Source organism: Kitasatospora sp. NPDC004240 (genome assembly GCF_053603215.1).
In genome coordinates this window covers 1-13,600 of the sequence record NZ_JBSGFD010000091.1, presented here as the reverse complement: position 1 = coordinate 13,600, position 13,600 = coordinate 1, and the positions used below count along the sequence as shown (strand labels likewise).

Below are 13,600 nucleotides of genomic sequence, written 5' to 3'. Positions count from 1 at the left end.
CGGGCTACTTGATCAGCCCCGTCATGAACGTGCCGATCGCCTTGGCCGCGTTCGAGATGCCCTCGAAGCCCAGCTGGACGAGCTCGGCCGAGCGCGCCGGCGAGGTGATGATCGTGTAGAGCACGAAGATGAGCAGGAGGACCATGCCGATCTTCTTCGCCTGCGCCATCCGGTGACCTTCCTCCCTGCTGGGGGCGCCGTCATTCGATCCCCGAGCGCCCTTCTGCACGGGGCAGCTTATCCACCGGATGGCCCATCAAGTGTGCGACGCGTTCACCCGGCGGGACGAAGGTCCTCGCGAGTGGGGCCTTTCTCCGGGTGCCGGGGGCCGGGCGGAGGAGCAGGATGGTTGACGTACCGCGGATCTGGCAGGAATCCCGGTGCATGGATCCGGAGCTCCCCGCTGTGGGACCGGGTGCCGCGGCTTCCCCCCTGACGCGGCCCCGGTTGTGGGACTCCGCCAGGGGGAGCGGTGGGTCCCCCCGAGCCGCTCCCCCTCCAGGCTCCGTACCCCCGGGCGTTGGTGGTCATCGACCCGGGGCGCGGAGCCTCGTCCGTGGAGAACGCCAGAGGGCCCGTCCGGATCGGACGGGCCCTCTGGCTCTCTGGCGGTAGCGGTGGGATTCGAACCCACGGTGGAGTTGCCCCCACACACGCTTTCGAGGCGTGCTCCTTTGGCCGCTCGGACACGCTACCGAGGGAGACTCTACCGGACGGGTGGGGCGCTGACGAAATCCGTATCGGGCGGGGGTCAGCGGTGGCCGTCGAAGAAGGCGCGCAGCTGGGCGGCGCACTCCTCGGCGAGCACGGAGTGGATGACCTCGGGGCGGTGGTTGAGGCGGCGGTCGCGCATCACGTCGAAGAGGGAGCCGGCCGCGCCGGCCTTCTCGTCGAGGGCGCCGTAGACCACCCGGTCGATCCGGGACAGCACGATGGCCCCGGCGCACATGGTGCAGGGCTCCAGGGTGACCACCAGGGTGCAGCCGGAGAGCCGCCACTCGCCGGTCCTCGCGGCGGCCTCGCGGATCGCGACCACCTCGGCGTGCGCGGTGGGGTCGCCGACCGCCTCGCGCTCGTTGTGGCCCCGCCCGATGACCGTGCCGTCCGGGCCCAGGACGAGCGCCCCGACCGGGACGTCACCGGTGGCCGGGGCCAGCGCGGCCTCGGCGATGGCGAGGCGCATGGGCCCGGCCCACCGGTCACGGACCGGGTCGGGGCGTACGGGGGCGGGCAGCGGGGCTATCTGGGGGGCGGACTGCATGGCATCCAGTGTCCGGCATCCGGTGCCGGGCGCCGGCTCTACCTGACCGCCTCCAGGACCTCGCCGCAGCCGAGGGCCTCGGCGATCTCCTCCAGGGCGTCGCCGGGGACGGCGCCCTCGCCGCTGAGCGCGAGCAGCTCCTCGGAGGGGAGCCCGAACTCGCCGAGCAGGTGGGAGTCGCCCAGCGGGCCGACCGGGACGCGGGCCTCGGCGTCCTCCTCGTCCTGCTCCTCGGTCTCCTCCTGTTCCTCCAGCTCGGCCACCAGGTCGTCGAGGTCGCCGAACTCGCTCTCGCCGGCCTGGTCGACCAGCTCGTCGGTGAGGACGGAGCCGTAGGAGCTGCGGGCGGCGGCGGCGCCGTCGGAGACGAAGATCCGGGGATCCTCCTCACCGTCCACCCGGACGATGGCGAACCAGGCGTCCTCCTGTTCGATGAAGACCAGGACGCTGTCGTCGTCCTGGGCGGCCTCGCGGGCCAGGTCGGCCAGGTCGGCCAGGGTTTCGACGTCGTCGAGCTCCGTCTCGCTCACTTCCCACCCGTCCTCGGAGCGAGCAAGCACTGCAGCGAAGTACGCCACCAGGGACACTCCCAAGATCTCGGTCTCGGCTGTCGGCGCTCTCGGGGGACTCGAGTCTGGCCGCCCCCGCGCCAGAGGCGGTCCGCTGTTCGGACCGTCCCATCGGAATCGTGACAGAAAGCCAGGCCTTGCGGGGGGTGTTCGGCAGCGCGTCTTCGCAGGTCGTGTCGGAAGGCCCGGCCGCGGACCGGTGAACGGCGGCGGCAGCGGAGGCGGAGGGTGGCGGGAGGGCGCGGATGCCGGTCAGATCCGGAAGGTTCGCATCCGCATCGCCTCGCGCATGCGTCGCTCCTTGGTCCGCCGGGGCTGCACCCGCTCGCGCAGTTCGCGGGCCTCGGCGAGCTCGCGCAGGAAGACGGCCCGCCGCTTGCGGCGTTCCGCCTCGGTCTCCGGCGGGGCCTGGGGCTCGTCCTTCGAGCCGCCCCCGGACGTCGGGTTGCTCGTCATGGGGTCTGACATTCCCAGATCGGCCCGGTTGATACCACGCGAAGCCGTCCGAACCGGGGATTCGCGGTGCGTCACGGCGTGTCACTGCAGGTCACCGCCGGTCCGGCCGTGCGGTCGAACAGCGCTCCGGGCCGGGCTAACCTCGATGCATGCGGATCCACGTCGTCGACCACCCCCTGGTCGCCCACAAGCTCTCCACCCTGCGCGACGAGCGCACCGACTCACCGACCTTCCGTCGCCTCACCGACGAGCTGGTCACCCTCCTCGCGTACGAGGCCACCCGGGACGTCCGCACCGAAGACGTGGAGATCACCACGCCCGTGGCGGTCACCACCGGCACCCGCCTGAGCTACCCCCGCCCGCTGGTGGTGCCGATCCTGCGGGCCGGCCTCGGCATGCTGGACGGCATGACCCGGCTGCTGCCGACCGCCGAGGTGGGCTTCCTGGGCATGGTGCGCAACGAGGAGACCCTGGAGGCCTCCACCTACGCCACCCGGATGCCGGAGGACCTCTCCGGCCGCCAGGTGTACGTGCTCGACCCGATGCTGGCCACCGGCGGCACCCTGGTCGCCGCGATCCGGATGCTGATCGACCGGGGCGCCACCGACGTCACCGCCGTGGTGCTGCTGGCCGCGCCGGAGGGCGTCGCGGTGATGGAGCGCGAGCTGGCCGGCCTGCCGGTCACCGTGGTCACCGCCGCCGTCGACGAGCGCCTCAACGAGAACGGCTACATCGTCCCCGGCCTCGGCGACGCGGGCGACCGCCTCTACGGCACGGCCGGCTGAGCCTCCCGCCCCCACCTCACGACGGAGCCCCCGGCGAGTTCGCCGGGGGCTCCCGTGCGCCCGGAGGGGCGCCGGTGTCCGCAGGGGCTCAGCAGCTGCCGTTGGTGCTGCTGGGGGCCGGGGTGGGCTTGGTGGCCAGGGCGAGCGCGGCGGCCGCCTGGGTCTCGTCCAGCAGGGCGTTGTAGCTGTCGCCGATCACGAAGTCCACGGTGGCGTCGGTGCGGGCGTCCGGGGTGGTGGTGGCGCCGGCGATCTGCGAGCCGAGCAGGGTCAGCGCGCCGGTCGCGGCCGGACCGCCGATCACCTGGGCGGTGCCGGGCACCTTCTTGTCCAGCTCGGCCGGGGCGTTGCCGACCTTGCCGATGGTGAAGCCGCGCTTCTTCAGCTCCTCGGCGGTGCGGGCGGCCAGGCCGGACTTGGCGGTGGCGTTGTAGACGTTCACCGTCACGGTGGCCGGCTGCGGGATGGCCTTCGGGTCGACCGGGGCGCCGGGCGCGCCGGCCGAGGGGGTCGGCGTCGGGGCGGCGAGCGGCTTGCCGGAGGGCGTCGCGCAGGCCTGGGCGGTGGCGTCGCGGTTCTTGCCGGTGAAGATGTCCCACAGCTGGACGCCGCCGAGACCGATCAGGGCCAGCGCGAGCAGCGCGCCGATCGCCGCGACGACCTTGCGGCTCTTCTTCGGCGGCCGGCCGAGCCGCGGATAGGAGTTGCCGGTGACCCGGTACTGCTTCCCCTTCAGGCCTTGGGGAGTCAACATGCTCACGGTTTGTCTCCCCCTCGTGCCGGGGCGGGGTTCGGGTGGCGGGTACGGCCGGGGCGGGCCCCGGACACCGGGGGCCCGGCGTCCTGGTTCGCGGCCGTAGTCAGCAGATTAATGCGCGACGACGGCGAAGGTACTAAATGATCATCATCCGGGTTACGCCGGTACCCGAAAGGAGGTACCGGCCCGCCGTCCGGACGTGCCCGGACGTGCGGAGCCGGGTACGCCGAGGCCGCCCGCCGGCGGTGGCCGGAGGGCGGTCGGGTACGGATCGCGGGGTGCGGCCCGTCACTCCATCTCGAGGACGCGTGCGTGCAGCACCTGACGCTGCTGCAGCGCGGCCCGTACGGCCCGGTGCAGCCCGTCCTCCAGGTAGAGGTCGCCGTGCCACTTGACGACGTGGGCGAAGAGATCGCCGTAGAAGGTCGAGTCCTCCGCCAGGAGGGTTTCGAGGTCGAGTTGTCCCTTGGTGGTCACCAGCTGGTCCAGCCGCACCGGGCGCGGGGCGACGTCAGCCCACTGGCGGGTGCTGGTCCGGCCGTGATCCGGGTACGGCCGCCCATTGCCGATGCGCTTGAAGATCACACGGAAAGCCTACCGTCCGGGCGGCGGATGGCGCAGCAGCCGCGACGCCGCCACGCGCTCGGGTACGGGCTGCGGGCGGCCGATTGCGGCCGTTTCATGGGAAATGTCGCGAAGGTCGCCCGGTGATCCGCCCGCGATCCGTCACCTGAACCGCCCAGGAGGGGCCGCCGTGCACCGGGATCCGGCGTACGGGGGCGGCAGCCGCAGCGGGGGGACGGGAGCGGGAGGGCGGCGGGCACACGGCGTCGGCGGTGTCCGGGCATGACGGCTCCCCCGGGACGGATGATCACGACCCGGGGGAGCGTTCCGGGGCCCATCCTGGCATGGCCCCATCCATCCGTACGCGGAGGGGCCCCCGGCTAACCGGCGAGCGCCGCGCCGATCCGGTCGAGCGAGGAGAGCCGCATCAGGCCGTAGTTGTAGAACTCGACCTCCGGGACGCCCAGGTCCCGCAGCACGGTGATCTTGGCGGCCAGGTTGGCCGGCCCGTCGCAGTCCGAGGCCATCGGGCGCAGGATCACCGCGAGGTCCCTCGGGCGCACCCCGTGCAGGGCGAAGGCGGCGACCTTCTCGCGGACGGCCTCCGGGGTGGTCGCGTACCCGAGGGTCTCGATCTGGTGGGCCGCCCCGGTGAGCGCGGGCAGGTCGATGCCGGACAGCCAGCCCTTGCCGGGGCCGCCGCCGTCCATGAAGCTCAGTCGCATCCCGTGCGCGGCCGCCGCCGCGGCCACCTCGGCGGCCAGCGAGGTCACCGTCAGGGCCGAGGCGTCCACGTACGCGGCCAGCGCGCCGCCGGCCAGTTCGTCCAGGGCGCCGGGCTCGGCGGCCGCCGCGTCGTCGGCGAGCCGGCGGCGCAGCTCGTCCCGGACGGCCGTGCGCACCTCGTCGGCCGGCACGCCCGCGCGGACGGCGGCGGCCCGGCAGTGGTCGCAGAAGCAGAGGCCGAGCAGGGCCTCGGCCACCGGGCCGAGCTCCTCGAAGTAGCGCTCGTGGTGGTAGCCGTGGCGCAGGCCGTGGAAGTGCAGGGACTCGGCGCGGATCGCGTCCACGCCGTAGCGGGCCAGCTCCTCGACCAGGGTGACCGCGTACTCGCGCACCTCCGGGTTGGCCGGGCAGAGCTCGGTGAGGTGGCGGTCGCCGAAGGCGTTGGCGGGCGCGCAGTCGGGGTGCGCGAAGCCGAGCCGGTCGTTGTGGCAGAACACCGTCCAGGCGTGCAGCTTCATTCCGCGCCGGCGGGCCTCCTCGGCGGCCTCGGTGAAGGGGTCGCGGTCGCCGATCGCGGCCGCCGCCGCGGGGGCGAGCCGGCGGCCGGCCCAGCGCGCCGGGTCCGGCCGGAAGTAGGCGGCGCCGGGCTCCAGGTACCGGATCACCCGCCGCGGGTTGTGCGGGAAGACGTCGCGGGCCTCGTGGTAGACGGAGGCGAGGGTGACGCCGCCGACCCCGGCCCGGTCGGTGAGGTTGCCGAAGAAGGTGTCGGCCCCCTCGTCCAGCAGGTCGGTGGCGAAGGCGAGGACGGACGACTCCACGGCGCGGCTCCGGAGCAGGGGGTACGGGTGAGCAGGGGTGCGGGCCCCTCCACGCTAGTCGGAGGGGTTCGATTGGTCTATACCTGGCGCACCGCGCCGACGGGTGGGCCGAGGTCAGAGCCCCAGGTCGTCCAGCTCCTTCAGCAGCGCGGCCCGCGGGCTGGGCACACCGCCGGCCGTCGCGGCCGCCGCGCCCGGCACGGCGGGGGCGGCGGAGGCCCCGCCGGAGCGAGCGGCCCCGGCCCGGGCGGTGGCGGTGGCGCGCTCGCGGAAGATCCAGGCCCCGGCCAGGCCGCCGATCAGGCCGCCGAGGTGCCCCAGCCAGCTCACCCCGGGCTGGCCCGGGACCACGGCCAGCAGCAGATAGGCGTACGAGGCGCCCAGCACCACCGCGATCAGCGCGTCGATCAGGTTGCGGTCGATCAGCCCGCGCAGCACCACGTAGCCGAAGTAGCCGTAGACCAGGCCGCTCGCGCCGACCGTCACCGCCTCCGGGCGCTCGAAGATCCAGACCGCCGCGCCGTCCGCCACCACGATCAGCGCGGTCAGCCCGAGGAACTTCTTGACGCCCCGGTAGGCGGCCAGGAAGCCGAACACGAACAGCGGGCCGGAGTTGCTCTGGAGGTGCAGCCAGCTGGCGTGCAGCAGCGGCGAGGTGAACACGGTCGGCAGCTCGTCCAGCTGCTGGGAGCGCAGCCCGTACTCGATGCTCAGCCGGTAGTCGTCCAGCCAGTTCACCAGCTGGACCAGCCAGATGACGGCGAGTACGCCGACCATGGTGAAGAAGGACCGGCGGGCGTCGGCGATGATCCGGGCGGGGTCGAGCGTTTCCAGGGCGGCCATGTCGTCGACTCTAGGACCGCCCCGGTCGGTGGCGCACCCCCTAAAATCGGCGGCGTCCGGAGCCCCGTCACGTCCGCCGAGAGGTGAGTACCCATGAGCGTCCGACCGCCGCTGCCGTACGAGTTCCTGCCGGAGGTCCCGTCCTTCGCGCTGACCAGTGAGGACATCGCCGAGGGCGCCACGCTGGCCGGGGAGTTCGTCCACGCCGGGGGCAACCTGTCGCCGCAGCTGGCCTGGTCGGGGCTGCCGGAGGGCACCCGGGGGATCGCCGTCACCTGCTTCGACCCGGACGCCCCGACCGGCTCCGGCTGGTGGCACTGGATCGCCCTCGGCCTGCCCGCCGACACCACCGGGCTGCCCCGCGGCGCCGGTTCCTCGGACGCCGGTCTGCCGGGCGGGTCCTCGTTCCACGCCCGCAACGACTTCCCGGGGCACAAGTACGACGGCGCCGCCCCGCCGCCCGGGGCCCCGCACCGCTACGCCTTCGCGGTGCACGCCCTGGACGTGGCGGAGCTCCCGGTCACCGCGGACACCCCGGCGGCGCAGATCGGCTTCCACCTCACCTTCCACACGCTGGCCCGCGCGGTGATCACCGCCGAGTACGGCGTCTGAGCCGTCCGAGCCGTCCGAACCGTCGGCGCCCGCCCCGCTCAGCCGTCCTGCCCGGCGGCCCGGGTGGCGCGGGCGCCGAGCTCGCGCAGGTGGCCGAGCAGGGCGGCGGGCTCGTGCACCTCGAACTCGCAGCCCAGCATCAGCAGCCGCATCGCCAGCCACTCCAGTGAGTCGGCGCGCGAGCGCAGCCGGCAGGAGGCGTCGTCGACCGGCGTCACCTCGGAGTCGCCGTAGTCGCCGATCCGGCGCCGCGCCTCCTCGGCCGGCATCCGCAGGGTGGCGTCCAGGGTGTGGGAGGGGGCCAGCCGGCGGAGCTTGCCCGCCACGAAGGCGGCGGCGTCCTCGGCGGGCAGGGCGCGCGGGGTGATCCGGGCGCCGGTCGCGAAGGGCGCGGTGATCCGGTCCACCCGGAAGAGCCGCCAGTCGTCCCGGTCGAGGTCCCAGCCCACCAGGTACCAGCGCCGTCCGGCGGCCACCAACCGGTCCGGCTCCACCTGCCGCCGGGTCTCGGCGCCGTCGCCCGCCCGGTAGCCGAAGCGCAGCCGTTCCTTGTTGGTGACGGCGTTGGCCAGCACCGTGAGGTCCTCCGGGTCGACGGTCGGCCCGGTCCCGTACAGCAGCGGGACGGTGGCGGCGTTGAGCGAGCCGACCCGGTGGCGCAGCCGGGAGGGCAGCACCTGGAGCAGTTTGCCCAGGGCCCGGACCGAGGCCTCCTCGATGCCGACCACCGGGTGCCCGGCCGAGGCGCGCAGTCCGACCGCGATGGCCACCGCCTCCTCGTCGTCCAGCAGCAGCGGGGGCATCGCGGTGCCCGCGACCAGGCGGTAGCCGCCGATCGAGCCCATCGTCGCCTCGACGGGGTAGCCCAGTTCGCGCAGCCGGTCGACGTCCCGGCGGATGGTCCGGGTGCTGACCTGCAGCCGGTCGGCCAGTTCGCTGCCGGGCCACTCGCGCGGGGTCTGGAGCAGGGAGAGCAGGTTGAGCAGGCGTGCCGGAGTGTCTGTCATGGCATCCAGGATCCCGCAGAACTGGGACACAAGCTGTCCTACATGACCTCTACCGTCGCAGACGTGCAGACGTTCGCGGAGAGGAAGAGGATGCGCCCGATGACAGACACGGCAGTGGACCGGCGGAGGTGGATCGCGCTGGCGATCGTGATGACGGCCTCGTTCATGGACCTGGTCGACGTCACCATCGTCAACATCGCGGTCCCGAGCATCCAGGACGACACCGGTGCCTCCTTCAGCGCGATCCAGTGGGTCACCGGCGGGTACGCGCTCGCCTTCGCGATCGGGCTGATCACCGGTGGCCGGCTGGGCGACATCTACGGCCGCCGGCGGCTGTTCCTGATCGGCATCGGCGGGTTCACGGTGGCCTCGGCGCTCTGCGGTCTGGCGGGCGGCGCCGAGATGCTGGTCGCCACCCGGGTGCTGCAGGGCGCCACGGCCGCGCTGATGGTGCCGCAGGTGCTGTCGATCATCCACTCGACCTTCCCGGCCGAGGAGCGAGGCAAGGTGTTCGGCCTGTTCGGGGCGGTCATCGGGCTCGGGGCGGTCTCCGGCCCGCTGATCGGCGCGCTGCTGACCCAGTGGGACCTCTTCGGCCTCGGCTGGCGGCCGATCTTCCTGATCAACCTGCCGGTCGGTGTCGCCGGCCTGCTGCTCGGGCGGGTCTACATCGACGAGTCCCGGGCCGAGCGGGCGCTGCGGCTCGACCTGGTCGGGATGGTGCTGGCCAGCGTCGGCCTGCTGATGCTGCTCTACCCGCTGACCCACGGCCGGGAGGCCGGCTGGCCGCTCTGGGGCCACCTGTCGATGGCCGGCAGCCTGCCGGTGTTCGCCCTGTTCGTCGCGTACGAGCGGGTCAAGGCGCGGCGGGACGGCTCGCCGCTGGTGGAGCTCTCGCTGTTCCGGGTGAAGAGCTTCGCGGCGGGCATCGGGGTGCAGCTGACCTTCGGCGTGGTCTCCGGGATCTTCTTCCTGGTGTGGACGCTCTACATGCAGCTCGGCCTCGGCTGGAGCCCGCTCAGGGCCGGCACCACCGGCATCCCGTTCTCGATCGCGGTCTCCACGGCGGCCGGCCTCTCGGTGCAGAAGCTGGTGCCGCGCTTCGGACGCAAGGTGCTCCAGGCGGGCGCCCTGGTGATGGCCGTCGGCGTGCTGCTCTACATCGCCGAGGCCGAGCGGTACGGCGCCGGGATCGCACCCTGGCAGATGGCGCTGCCGCTGGTGGTGATGGGCGCCGGGATGGGCCTGATCGTCGCGCCGATCACCGACGCGGTGCTGGCGGAGGTCCCGCGGGAGCACGCGGGTTCGGCGTCCGGGCTGATCAACACGGTCAACCAGCTGGGGCTGGCGCTCGGCCTCGGGCTGGTGTCGGTGGCCTTCTTCGGAGTGCTGGACGAGGCCGCGCCGGGCACGGCGGCGGGCGTCGCGTACGGCGAGGCGTTCACCCACGCGCTGTGGTGGGTGCTGGGCGTGCTCGCCGTGGTGTTCCTGCTGATGTTCGCGCTGCCGAGGCGCCGGGCCGCGGCCGTCCCGGAGGAGGGCGCCGCGGTGGCGGGCGGCGCGGCGCAGGACGGGTCGGCGCGGGACGAGGCGGCCAAGGAGCCGGCACTCGTCTGAGCCGACGCCGAGGGCCCCGGTCGCCGACCGGGGCCCTCGGCGTGTGTGCGCCCGCTACCCGACGGCCACCTTGGCGGCCTTGGCGGCGCGCTTGACCTCCTGCTTGTGGGCGCGCACCTTCTCCAGTGACTCCGGCCCGGTGATGTCCGCCACCGAGCGGTACGAGCCCTCCTCGCCGTACCCGCCGGCCGCCTCGCGCCAGCCCTCCGGCCGGACGTCGTACCGCTTGCCGAGCAGGGCCAGGAAGATCTGCGACTTCTGCCTGCCGAAGCCGGGCAGGGCGTTCAGCCGGCCCAGCAGCTCCCTGCCGGTGGCGGCCTCCCGCCAGACGGCGGCCGCGTCCCCGTCGTACTGGGCGACCAGGTACTGGCACAGCTGCTGGATCCGCTTGGCCATGGCCGCCGGGTAGCGGTGCACGGCGGGCTGGCGCGACAGCAGTCCGACGAAGGCCTCCGGGTCGTACGCGGCGATCTCGTGCGCGTCCAGGTCCTCCTGCCCGAGCCGCTGGGCGATGGTCCAGGGCCCGGCGAACGCCGACTCCACGGGCACCTGTTGGTCCAGCAGCATGCCGACCAGGGCCGCCAACGGGCTGCGCCCGAGCAACTCGTCCGCCTCGGGCTGCTGTGCGAGCCGCACGCTGACATCCATGGCCGGGACCTCCTCGGGTGAGCGGTTCGCGGCCCAGTCTGGTGCAACCGGCCGGGCGGGGCCGGGTCAACACGCGGTCGCCGCAGGGCCGGTGACGCCCCGGTAATCGCACGCGTGATCCGGTGGCGGCCATGGATTGGCGCACCGGTTCGAATCGGGGGCCCGAAGGCGTACGGCTGTCGCGTTTCTCCGGTGGAGATCGCGGGCCGCGGGTAATGCTGGGCCGACCGGGTGGTCCGGCAGGCCGGCCGGACGCCGCCGACGGGTCGAGTGACGTGTCGAGAAAGGCTCATCCGAGGTGTCCCAGCCGTTCGAACTGCCGTCGTTCTACATGCCGCACCCGGCGCGGCTCAATCCGCATCTGGAGCACGCCCGTTCCCATTCGACCGACTGGGCGCGGGAGATGGGGATGCTGGAGGGATCGGGCGTCTGGGAGCAGGCCGACCTGGACGCGCACGACTACGGGCTGCTCTGCGCGTACACCCACCCGGACGCCTCCCAGGAGGCGCTCGCGCTGGTCACCGACTGGTACGTGTGGGTGTTCTTCTTCGACGACCACTTCCTGGAGCTGTTCAAGCGGACCAACGACCGGGAGGGCGGCAAGGCCTACCTGGACCGGCTGCCGCTGTTCATGCCGGCCGACCCCTCGGCGCCCGTGCCGGAGCCGGCCAACCCGGTGGAGAAGGGGCTCGCCGACCTCTGGCGGCGGACCGTCCCGTCGATGGGCGAGGGCTGGCGGACGCGCTTCGCGGAGAGCACCCGGAACCTGCTCAACGAGTCGCTGTGGGAGCTCTCCAACATCAACGCGGGGCGGATCGCCAACCCGCTGGAGTACATCGAGATGCGCCGCAAGGTGGGCGGCGCGCCCTGGTCGGCCGGGCTGATCGAGTACGCGGCCGGCGCCGAGGTGCCGGTGGAGGTGGCGGGTTCGCGGCCGCTGCGGGTGCTGATGGACGCCTTCTCGGACGGCGTGCACCTGCGCAACGACCTGTTCTCCTACCAGCGCGAGGTGGAGGACGAGGGCGAGCTGAGCAACGGCGTGCTGGTGCTGGAGACCTTCCTCGGCTGCTCGACCCAGGAGGCCGCGGAGGCGGTCAACGACCTGCTCACCTCCCGGCTCCAGCAGTTCGAGAACACCGTGTTCACCGAGCTGGGGCCGCTGTTCGCACGGACCGGGCTGGACCCGGAGGGCCGCGCGCGGGTGCTGGCGTACGTCAAGGGGCTGCAGGACTGGCAGTCGGGCGGCCAGGAGTGGCACATGCGCTCCAGCCGGTACATGAACGGGGGCACCGCGAAGGCGAGTTCGTCCAACTGGTGGGACCCGTTCGCGATCGGCGGGGTGGGCACCTCGGCGCTGGACGTCCTGCGGTCCGGGGCGATGAAGGACGGTCCGGCCGGGCCGGTGGTGGGCGGCGACCCGGGGGAGCGGCGGGCGCGGTCGTACCGCCACGTCCCCTTCCGGAGCGTCGGGCCGTCCCGGCTGCCGGAGTTCGCGCTGCCGTTCACCGTGGAGCCGAGCCCGCACCTGGACGCCTCCCGGGAGCACGTCCTCGCCTGGGCGGAGGGGATCGGCCTGCTGGAGGCGGAGCCCGGTGTGCCGGGCTCGGGCGTCTGGACGGCCGGGAAGCTCGCCGACTACGACTTCCCGCTCTGCGCGGCCGGCATCCACCCGGACGCCACCGCCGACCAACTCGACCTCACCTCGGACTGGTTGACCTGGGGCACCTACGCCGACGACTACTACCCGGTGGTGTTCGGGCGGACCCGCGACCTGGCCGGCGCCCGGGTGGTCACCGAGCGGCTCTCCGCCTTCATGCCGGTGGACGACGACACCGAGGTGCCCGCCCCGGAGAGCGCGCTGGAGCGCGGCCTGGCGGACCTCTGGGAGCGCACCGTGGCGGGGACGGGCACCGAGGCGCGCGGCAGGTTCCGCGAGTCGGTCGAGGCGATGCTCGCCTCCTGGCTCTGGGAGCTCGACAACCAGGCGCAGAACCGGATCCCCGATCCGGTCGACTACACCGAGATGCGCCGCGCCACCTTCGGCTCCGACCTCACCATGGGCCTGGCCAGGATCGGCCACGGCGACGCGGTGCCCCCGGAGATCCACACGAGCGGTCCGATGCGCTCGCTGGAGAACGCGGCCGCCGACTACGCGACCATGATGAACGACCTGTTCTCGTACCAGAAGGAGATCGAGTACGAGGGCGAGGTGCACAACCTCGTCCTGGTGGTGCAGAACTTCTTCAACTGCGACTACCCGTCCGCCGTCCGTATCGTCGATGACCTGATGCACGCCCGGCTGGCCCAGTTCGAGCACGTCGCGGCGAACGAACTGCCGGTGCTGTACGACGACTTCGAGCTCGACGCGGCCGCCCGCGAGCTGCTCGACGGCCATGTGCGGGAGCTGCGGAACTGGCTCGCCGGGATCCTGGTCTGGCACCGGGACTGCCACCGCTACGGCGAGGCGGACCTGCGCAGGCACTTCGGGGCGGAGGCCGGGCGCGTCGACGGCGGTCGGGCGGACGGCGGTCGGGCGGACGACGGTTGGGCGGACGCAGGTCGGGTGGACGCCGCCCGCGTGGACGGCGCGGCGGTCGCGATGGCCGCCGCGCCGGCGGCCGTGATGGCGGTGCCCGGCCCGGTCGGGTTCGGGACCTCGGCGGCCCGGCTCCCGGCGGGGGCGCGGATCCCCGAGACGGCGGGGGCCGGCCAGGGCGCGGCCGCGGCGGTCGCCCGGGCGGCCTCCGGGGCGGACGAGCCGCTCCCGACGTCCGCTCCCGTACCGCCGCCCGCGCCCGTACCGCCGTCCGGGCCGACCGGCTTCGGCTCGCTGGGTGCCCGTCCGCCGCTGCCCTCGCCGGCCGCGGGGAGCGCCGCGCCGCCGCTCTGACCGGCACCGGGGAGCGCGCGGGCCCGTCGGACCTCGGTCCGGCG

Annotated in this window: 14 protein-coding genes and 1 tRNA gene; 4 read left to right on the top strand and 11 right to left on the bottom strand. The window is 73.5% G+C overall.

The window, feature by feature from the left end; translation table 11 throughout:
- Positions 1-4 precede the first annotated feature (4 nt).
- The 5 genes from ACWEQL_RS23885 to ACWEQL_RS23865 form a co-directional block, all read right to left on the bottom strand.
- Positions 5-145 (bottom strand): hypothetical protein, encoded by a 141-nt coding sequence (locus ACWEQL_RS23885; protein ID WP_452152346.1) that lies wholly within the window; start codon positions 143-145, stop codon positions 5-7.
- 461 nt (positions 146-606) lie between these two features.
- A tRNA-Ser gene (locus ACWEQL_RS23880) sits at positions 607-696 on the bottom strand.
- A 55-nt stretch (positions 697-751) separates the two neighbouring features.
- On the bottom strand, positions 752-1,261 hold the full coding sequence (gene tadA, locus ACWEQL_RS23875) for a tRNA adenosine(34) deaminase TadA (RefSeq protein WP_452152329.1): 510 nt from the start codon (positions 1,259-1,261) through the stop codon (positions 752-754).
- A 38-nt stretch (positions 1,262-1,299) separates the two neighbouring features.
- A complete protein-coding gene (locus ACWEQL_RS23870) occupies positions 1,300-1,839 on the bottom strand; it encodes a tRNA adenosine deaminase-associated protein (protein WP_452152328.1) in 540 nt (179 codons plus the stop codon).
- A gap of 243 nt (positions 1,840-2,082) precedes the next feature.
- Entirely contained in the window at positions 2,083-2,286 is a 204-nt protein-coding gene (locus ACWEQL_RS23865; RefSeq protein ID WP_452152327.1) for a hypothetical protein, read from the bottom strand.
- Positions 2,287-2,435: 149 nt separating this feature from the next.
- Here ACWEQL_RS23865 and upp point away from each other — a divergent pair, with 149 nt between their 5' ends.
- Positions 2,436-3,071, top strand: coding sequence for a uracil phosphoribosyltransferase (gene upp / locus ACWEQL_RS23860; RefSeq protein ID WP_452152326.1), 636 nt, complete (start codon positions 2,436-2,438; stop codon positions 3,069-3,071).
- 88 nt (positions 3,072-3,159) lie between these two features.
- Here the strand turns inward: upp and ACWEQL_RS23855 are convergent, their stop codons facing one another.
- From ACWEQL_RS23855 to ACWEQL_RS23840, 4 genes are all read right to left on the bottom strand, one after another.
- Positions 3,160-3,825, bottom strand: a complete 666-nt coding sequence (locus ACWEQL_RS23855) for a LytR C-terminal domain-containing protein (RefSeq protein ID WP_452152343.1) — start codon at positions 3,823-3,825, stop codon at positions 3,160-3,162.
- A 291-nt stretch (positions 3,826-4,116) separates the two neighbouring features.
- On the bottom strand, positions 4,117-4,413 hold the full coding sequence (locus ACWEQL_RS23850; RefSeq protein ID WP_030061387.1) for a type II toxin-antitoxin system VapB family antitoxin: 297 nt from the start codon (positions 4,411-4,413) through the stop codon (positions 4,117-4,119).
- Positions 4,414-4,772: 359 nt separating this feature from the next.
- A complete protein-coding gene (locus ACWEQL_RS23845; protein ID WP_452152325.1) occupies positions 4,773-5,939 on the bottom strand; it encodes a hypothetical protein in 1,167 nt (388 codons plus the stop codon).
- Positions 5,940-6,053: 114 nt separating this feature from the next.
- Entirely contained in the window at positions 6,054-6,782 is a 729-nt protein-coding gene (locus ACWEQL_RS23840; protein WP_452152324.1) for a rhomboid family intramembrane serine protease, read from the bottom strand.
- 93 nt (positions 6,783-6,875) lie between these two features.
- Here ACWEQL_RS23840 and ACWEQL_RS23835 point away from each other — a divergent pair, with 93 nt between their 5' ends.
- Positions 6,876-7,394 carry a YbhB/YbcL family Raf kinase inhibitor-like protein gene (locus tag ACWEQL_RS23835; protein WP_452152323.1) on the top strand — a complete coding sequence of 173 codons (519 nt, stop codon included), beginning with the start codon at positions 6,876-6,878 and terminating at the stop codon, positions 7,392-7,394.
- Between the two features lie 38 nt (positions 7,395-7,432).
- Here ACWEQL_RS23835 and ACWEQL_RS23830 read toward each other — a convergent pair whose 3' ends face one another.
- Positions 7,433-8,401, bottom strand: a complete 969-nt coding sequence (locus tag ACWEQL_RS23830; protein ID WP_452152322.1) for a helix-turn-helix transcriptional regulator — start codon at positions 8,399-8,401, stop codon at positions 7,433-7,435.
- A gap of 99 nt (positions 8,402-8,500) precedes the next feature.
- Here ACWEQL_RS23830 and ACWEQL_RS23825 point away from each other — a divergent pair, with 99 nt between their 5' ends.
- Positions 8,501-10,018 carry an MFS transporter gene (locus ACWEQL_RS23825; protein ID WP_452152321.1) on the top strand — a complete coding sequence of 506 codons (1,518 nt, stop codon included), beginning with the start codon at positions 8,501-8,503 and terminating at the stop codon, positions 10,016-10,018.
- Positions 10,019-10,072: 54 nt separating this feature from the next.
- On the opposite strand, the gene ACWEQL_RS23820 is transcribed toward ACWEQL_RS23825, so the two are convergent.
- A complete protein-coding gene (locus ACWEQL_RS23820; protein ID WP_452152320.1) occupies positions 10,073-10,666 on the bottom strand; it encodes an HhH-GPD-type base excision DNA repair protein in 594 nt (197 codons plus the stop codon).
- 298 nt (positions 10,667-10,964) lie between these two features.
- Between ACWEQL_RS23820 and ACWEQL_RS23815 the strand changes: the two genes are divergently transcribed.
- The gene (locus tag ACWEQL_RS23815; protein ID WP_452152319.1) at positions 10,965-13,556 is read left to right on the top strand and encodes a terpene synthase family protein; all 2,592 of its coding nucleotides are present in this window, start codon (positions 10,965-10,967) and stop codon (positions 13,554-13,556) included.
- The last annotated feature ends 44 nt before the right edge of the window (positions 13,557-13,600 follow it).

Bases quoted from the DNA above. Each gene is read 5' to 3' on its own strand.
- ACWEQL_RS23855 (WP_452152343.1), bottom strand. From the start codon at position 3,825: ATGTTGACTCCCCAAGGCCTGAAGGGGAAGCAGTACCGGGTCACCGGC.
- ACWEQL_RS23840 (WP_452152324.1), bottom strand. From the start codon at position 6,782: ATGGCCGCCCTGGAAACGCTCGACCCCGCCCGGATCATCGCCGACGCC.
- upp (WP_452152326.1), top strand. From the start codon at position 2,436: ATGCGGATCCACGTCGTCGACCACCCCCTGGTCGCCCACAAGCTCTCC.
- ACWEQL_RS23825 (WP_452152321.1), top strand. From the start codon at position 8,501: ATGACAGACACGGCAGTGGACCGGCGGAGGTGGATCGCGCTGGCGATC.
- ACWEQL_RS23835 (WP_452152323.1), top strand. From the start codon at position 6,876: ATGAGCGTCCGACCGCCGCTGCCGTACGAGTTCCTGCCGGAGGTCCCG.
- ACWEQL_RS23830 (WP_452152322.1), bottom strand. From the start codon at position 8,401: ATGACAGACACTCCGGCACGCCTGCTCAACCTGCTCTCCCTGCTCCAG.
- ACWEQL_RS23865 (WP_452152327.1), bottom strand. From the start codon at position 2,286: ATGACGAGCAACCCGACGTCCGGGGGCGGCTCGAAGGACGAGCCCCAG.
- tadA (WP_452152329.1), bottom strand. From the start codon at position 1,261: ATGCAGTCCGCCCCCCAGATAGCCCCGCTGCCCGCCCCCGTACGCCCC.
- ACWEQL_RS23885 (WP_452152346.1), bottom strand. From the start codon at position 145: ATGGTCCTCCTGCTCATCTTCGTGCTCTACACGATCATCACCTCGCCG.
- ACWEQL_RS23820 (WP_452152320.1), bottom strand. From the start codon at position 10,666: ATGGATGTCAGCGTGCGGCTCGCACAGCAGCCCGAGGCGGACGAGTTG.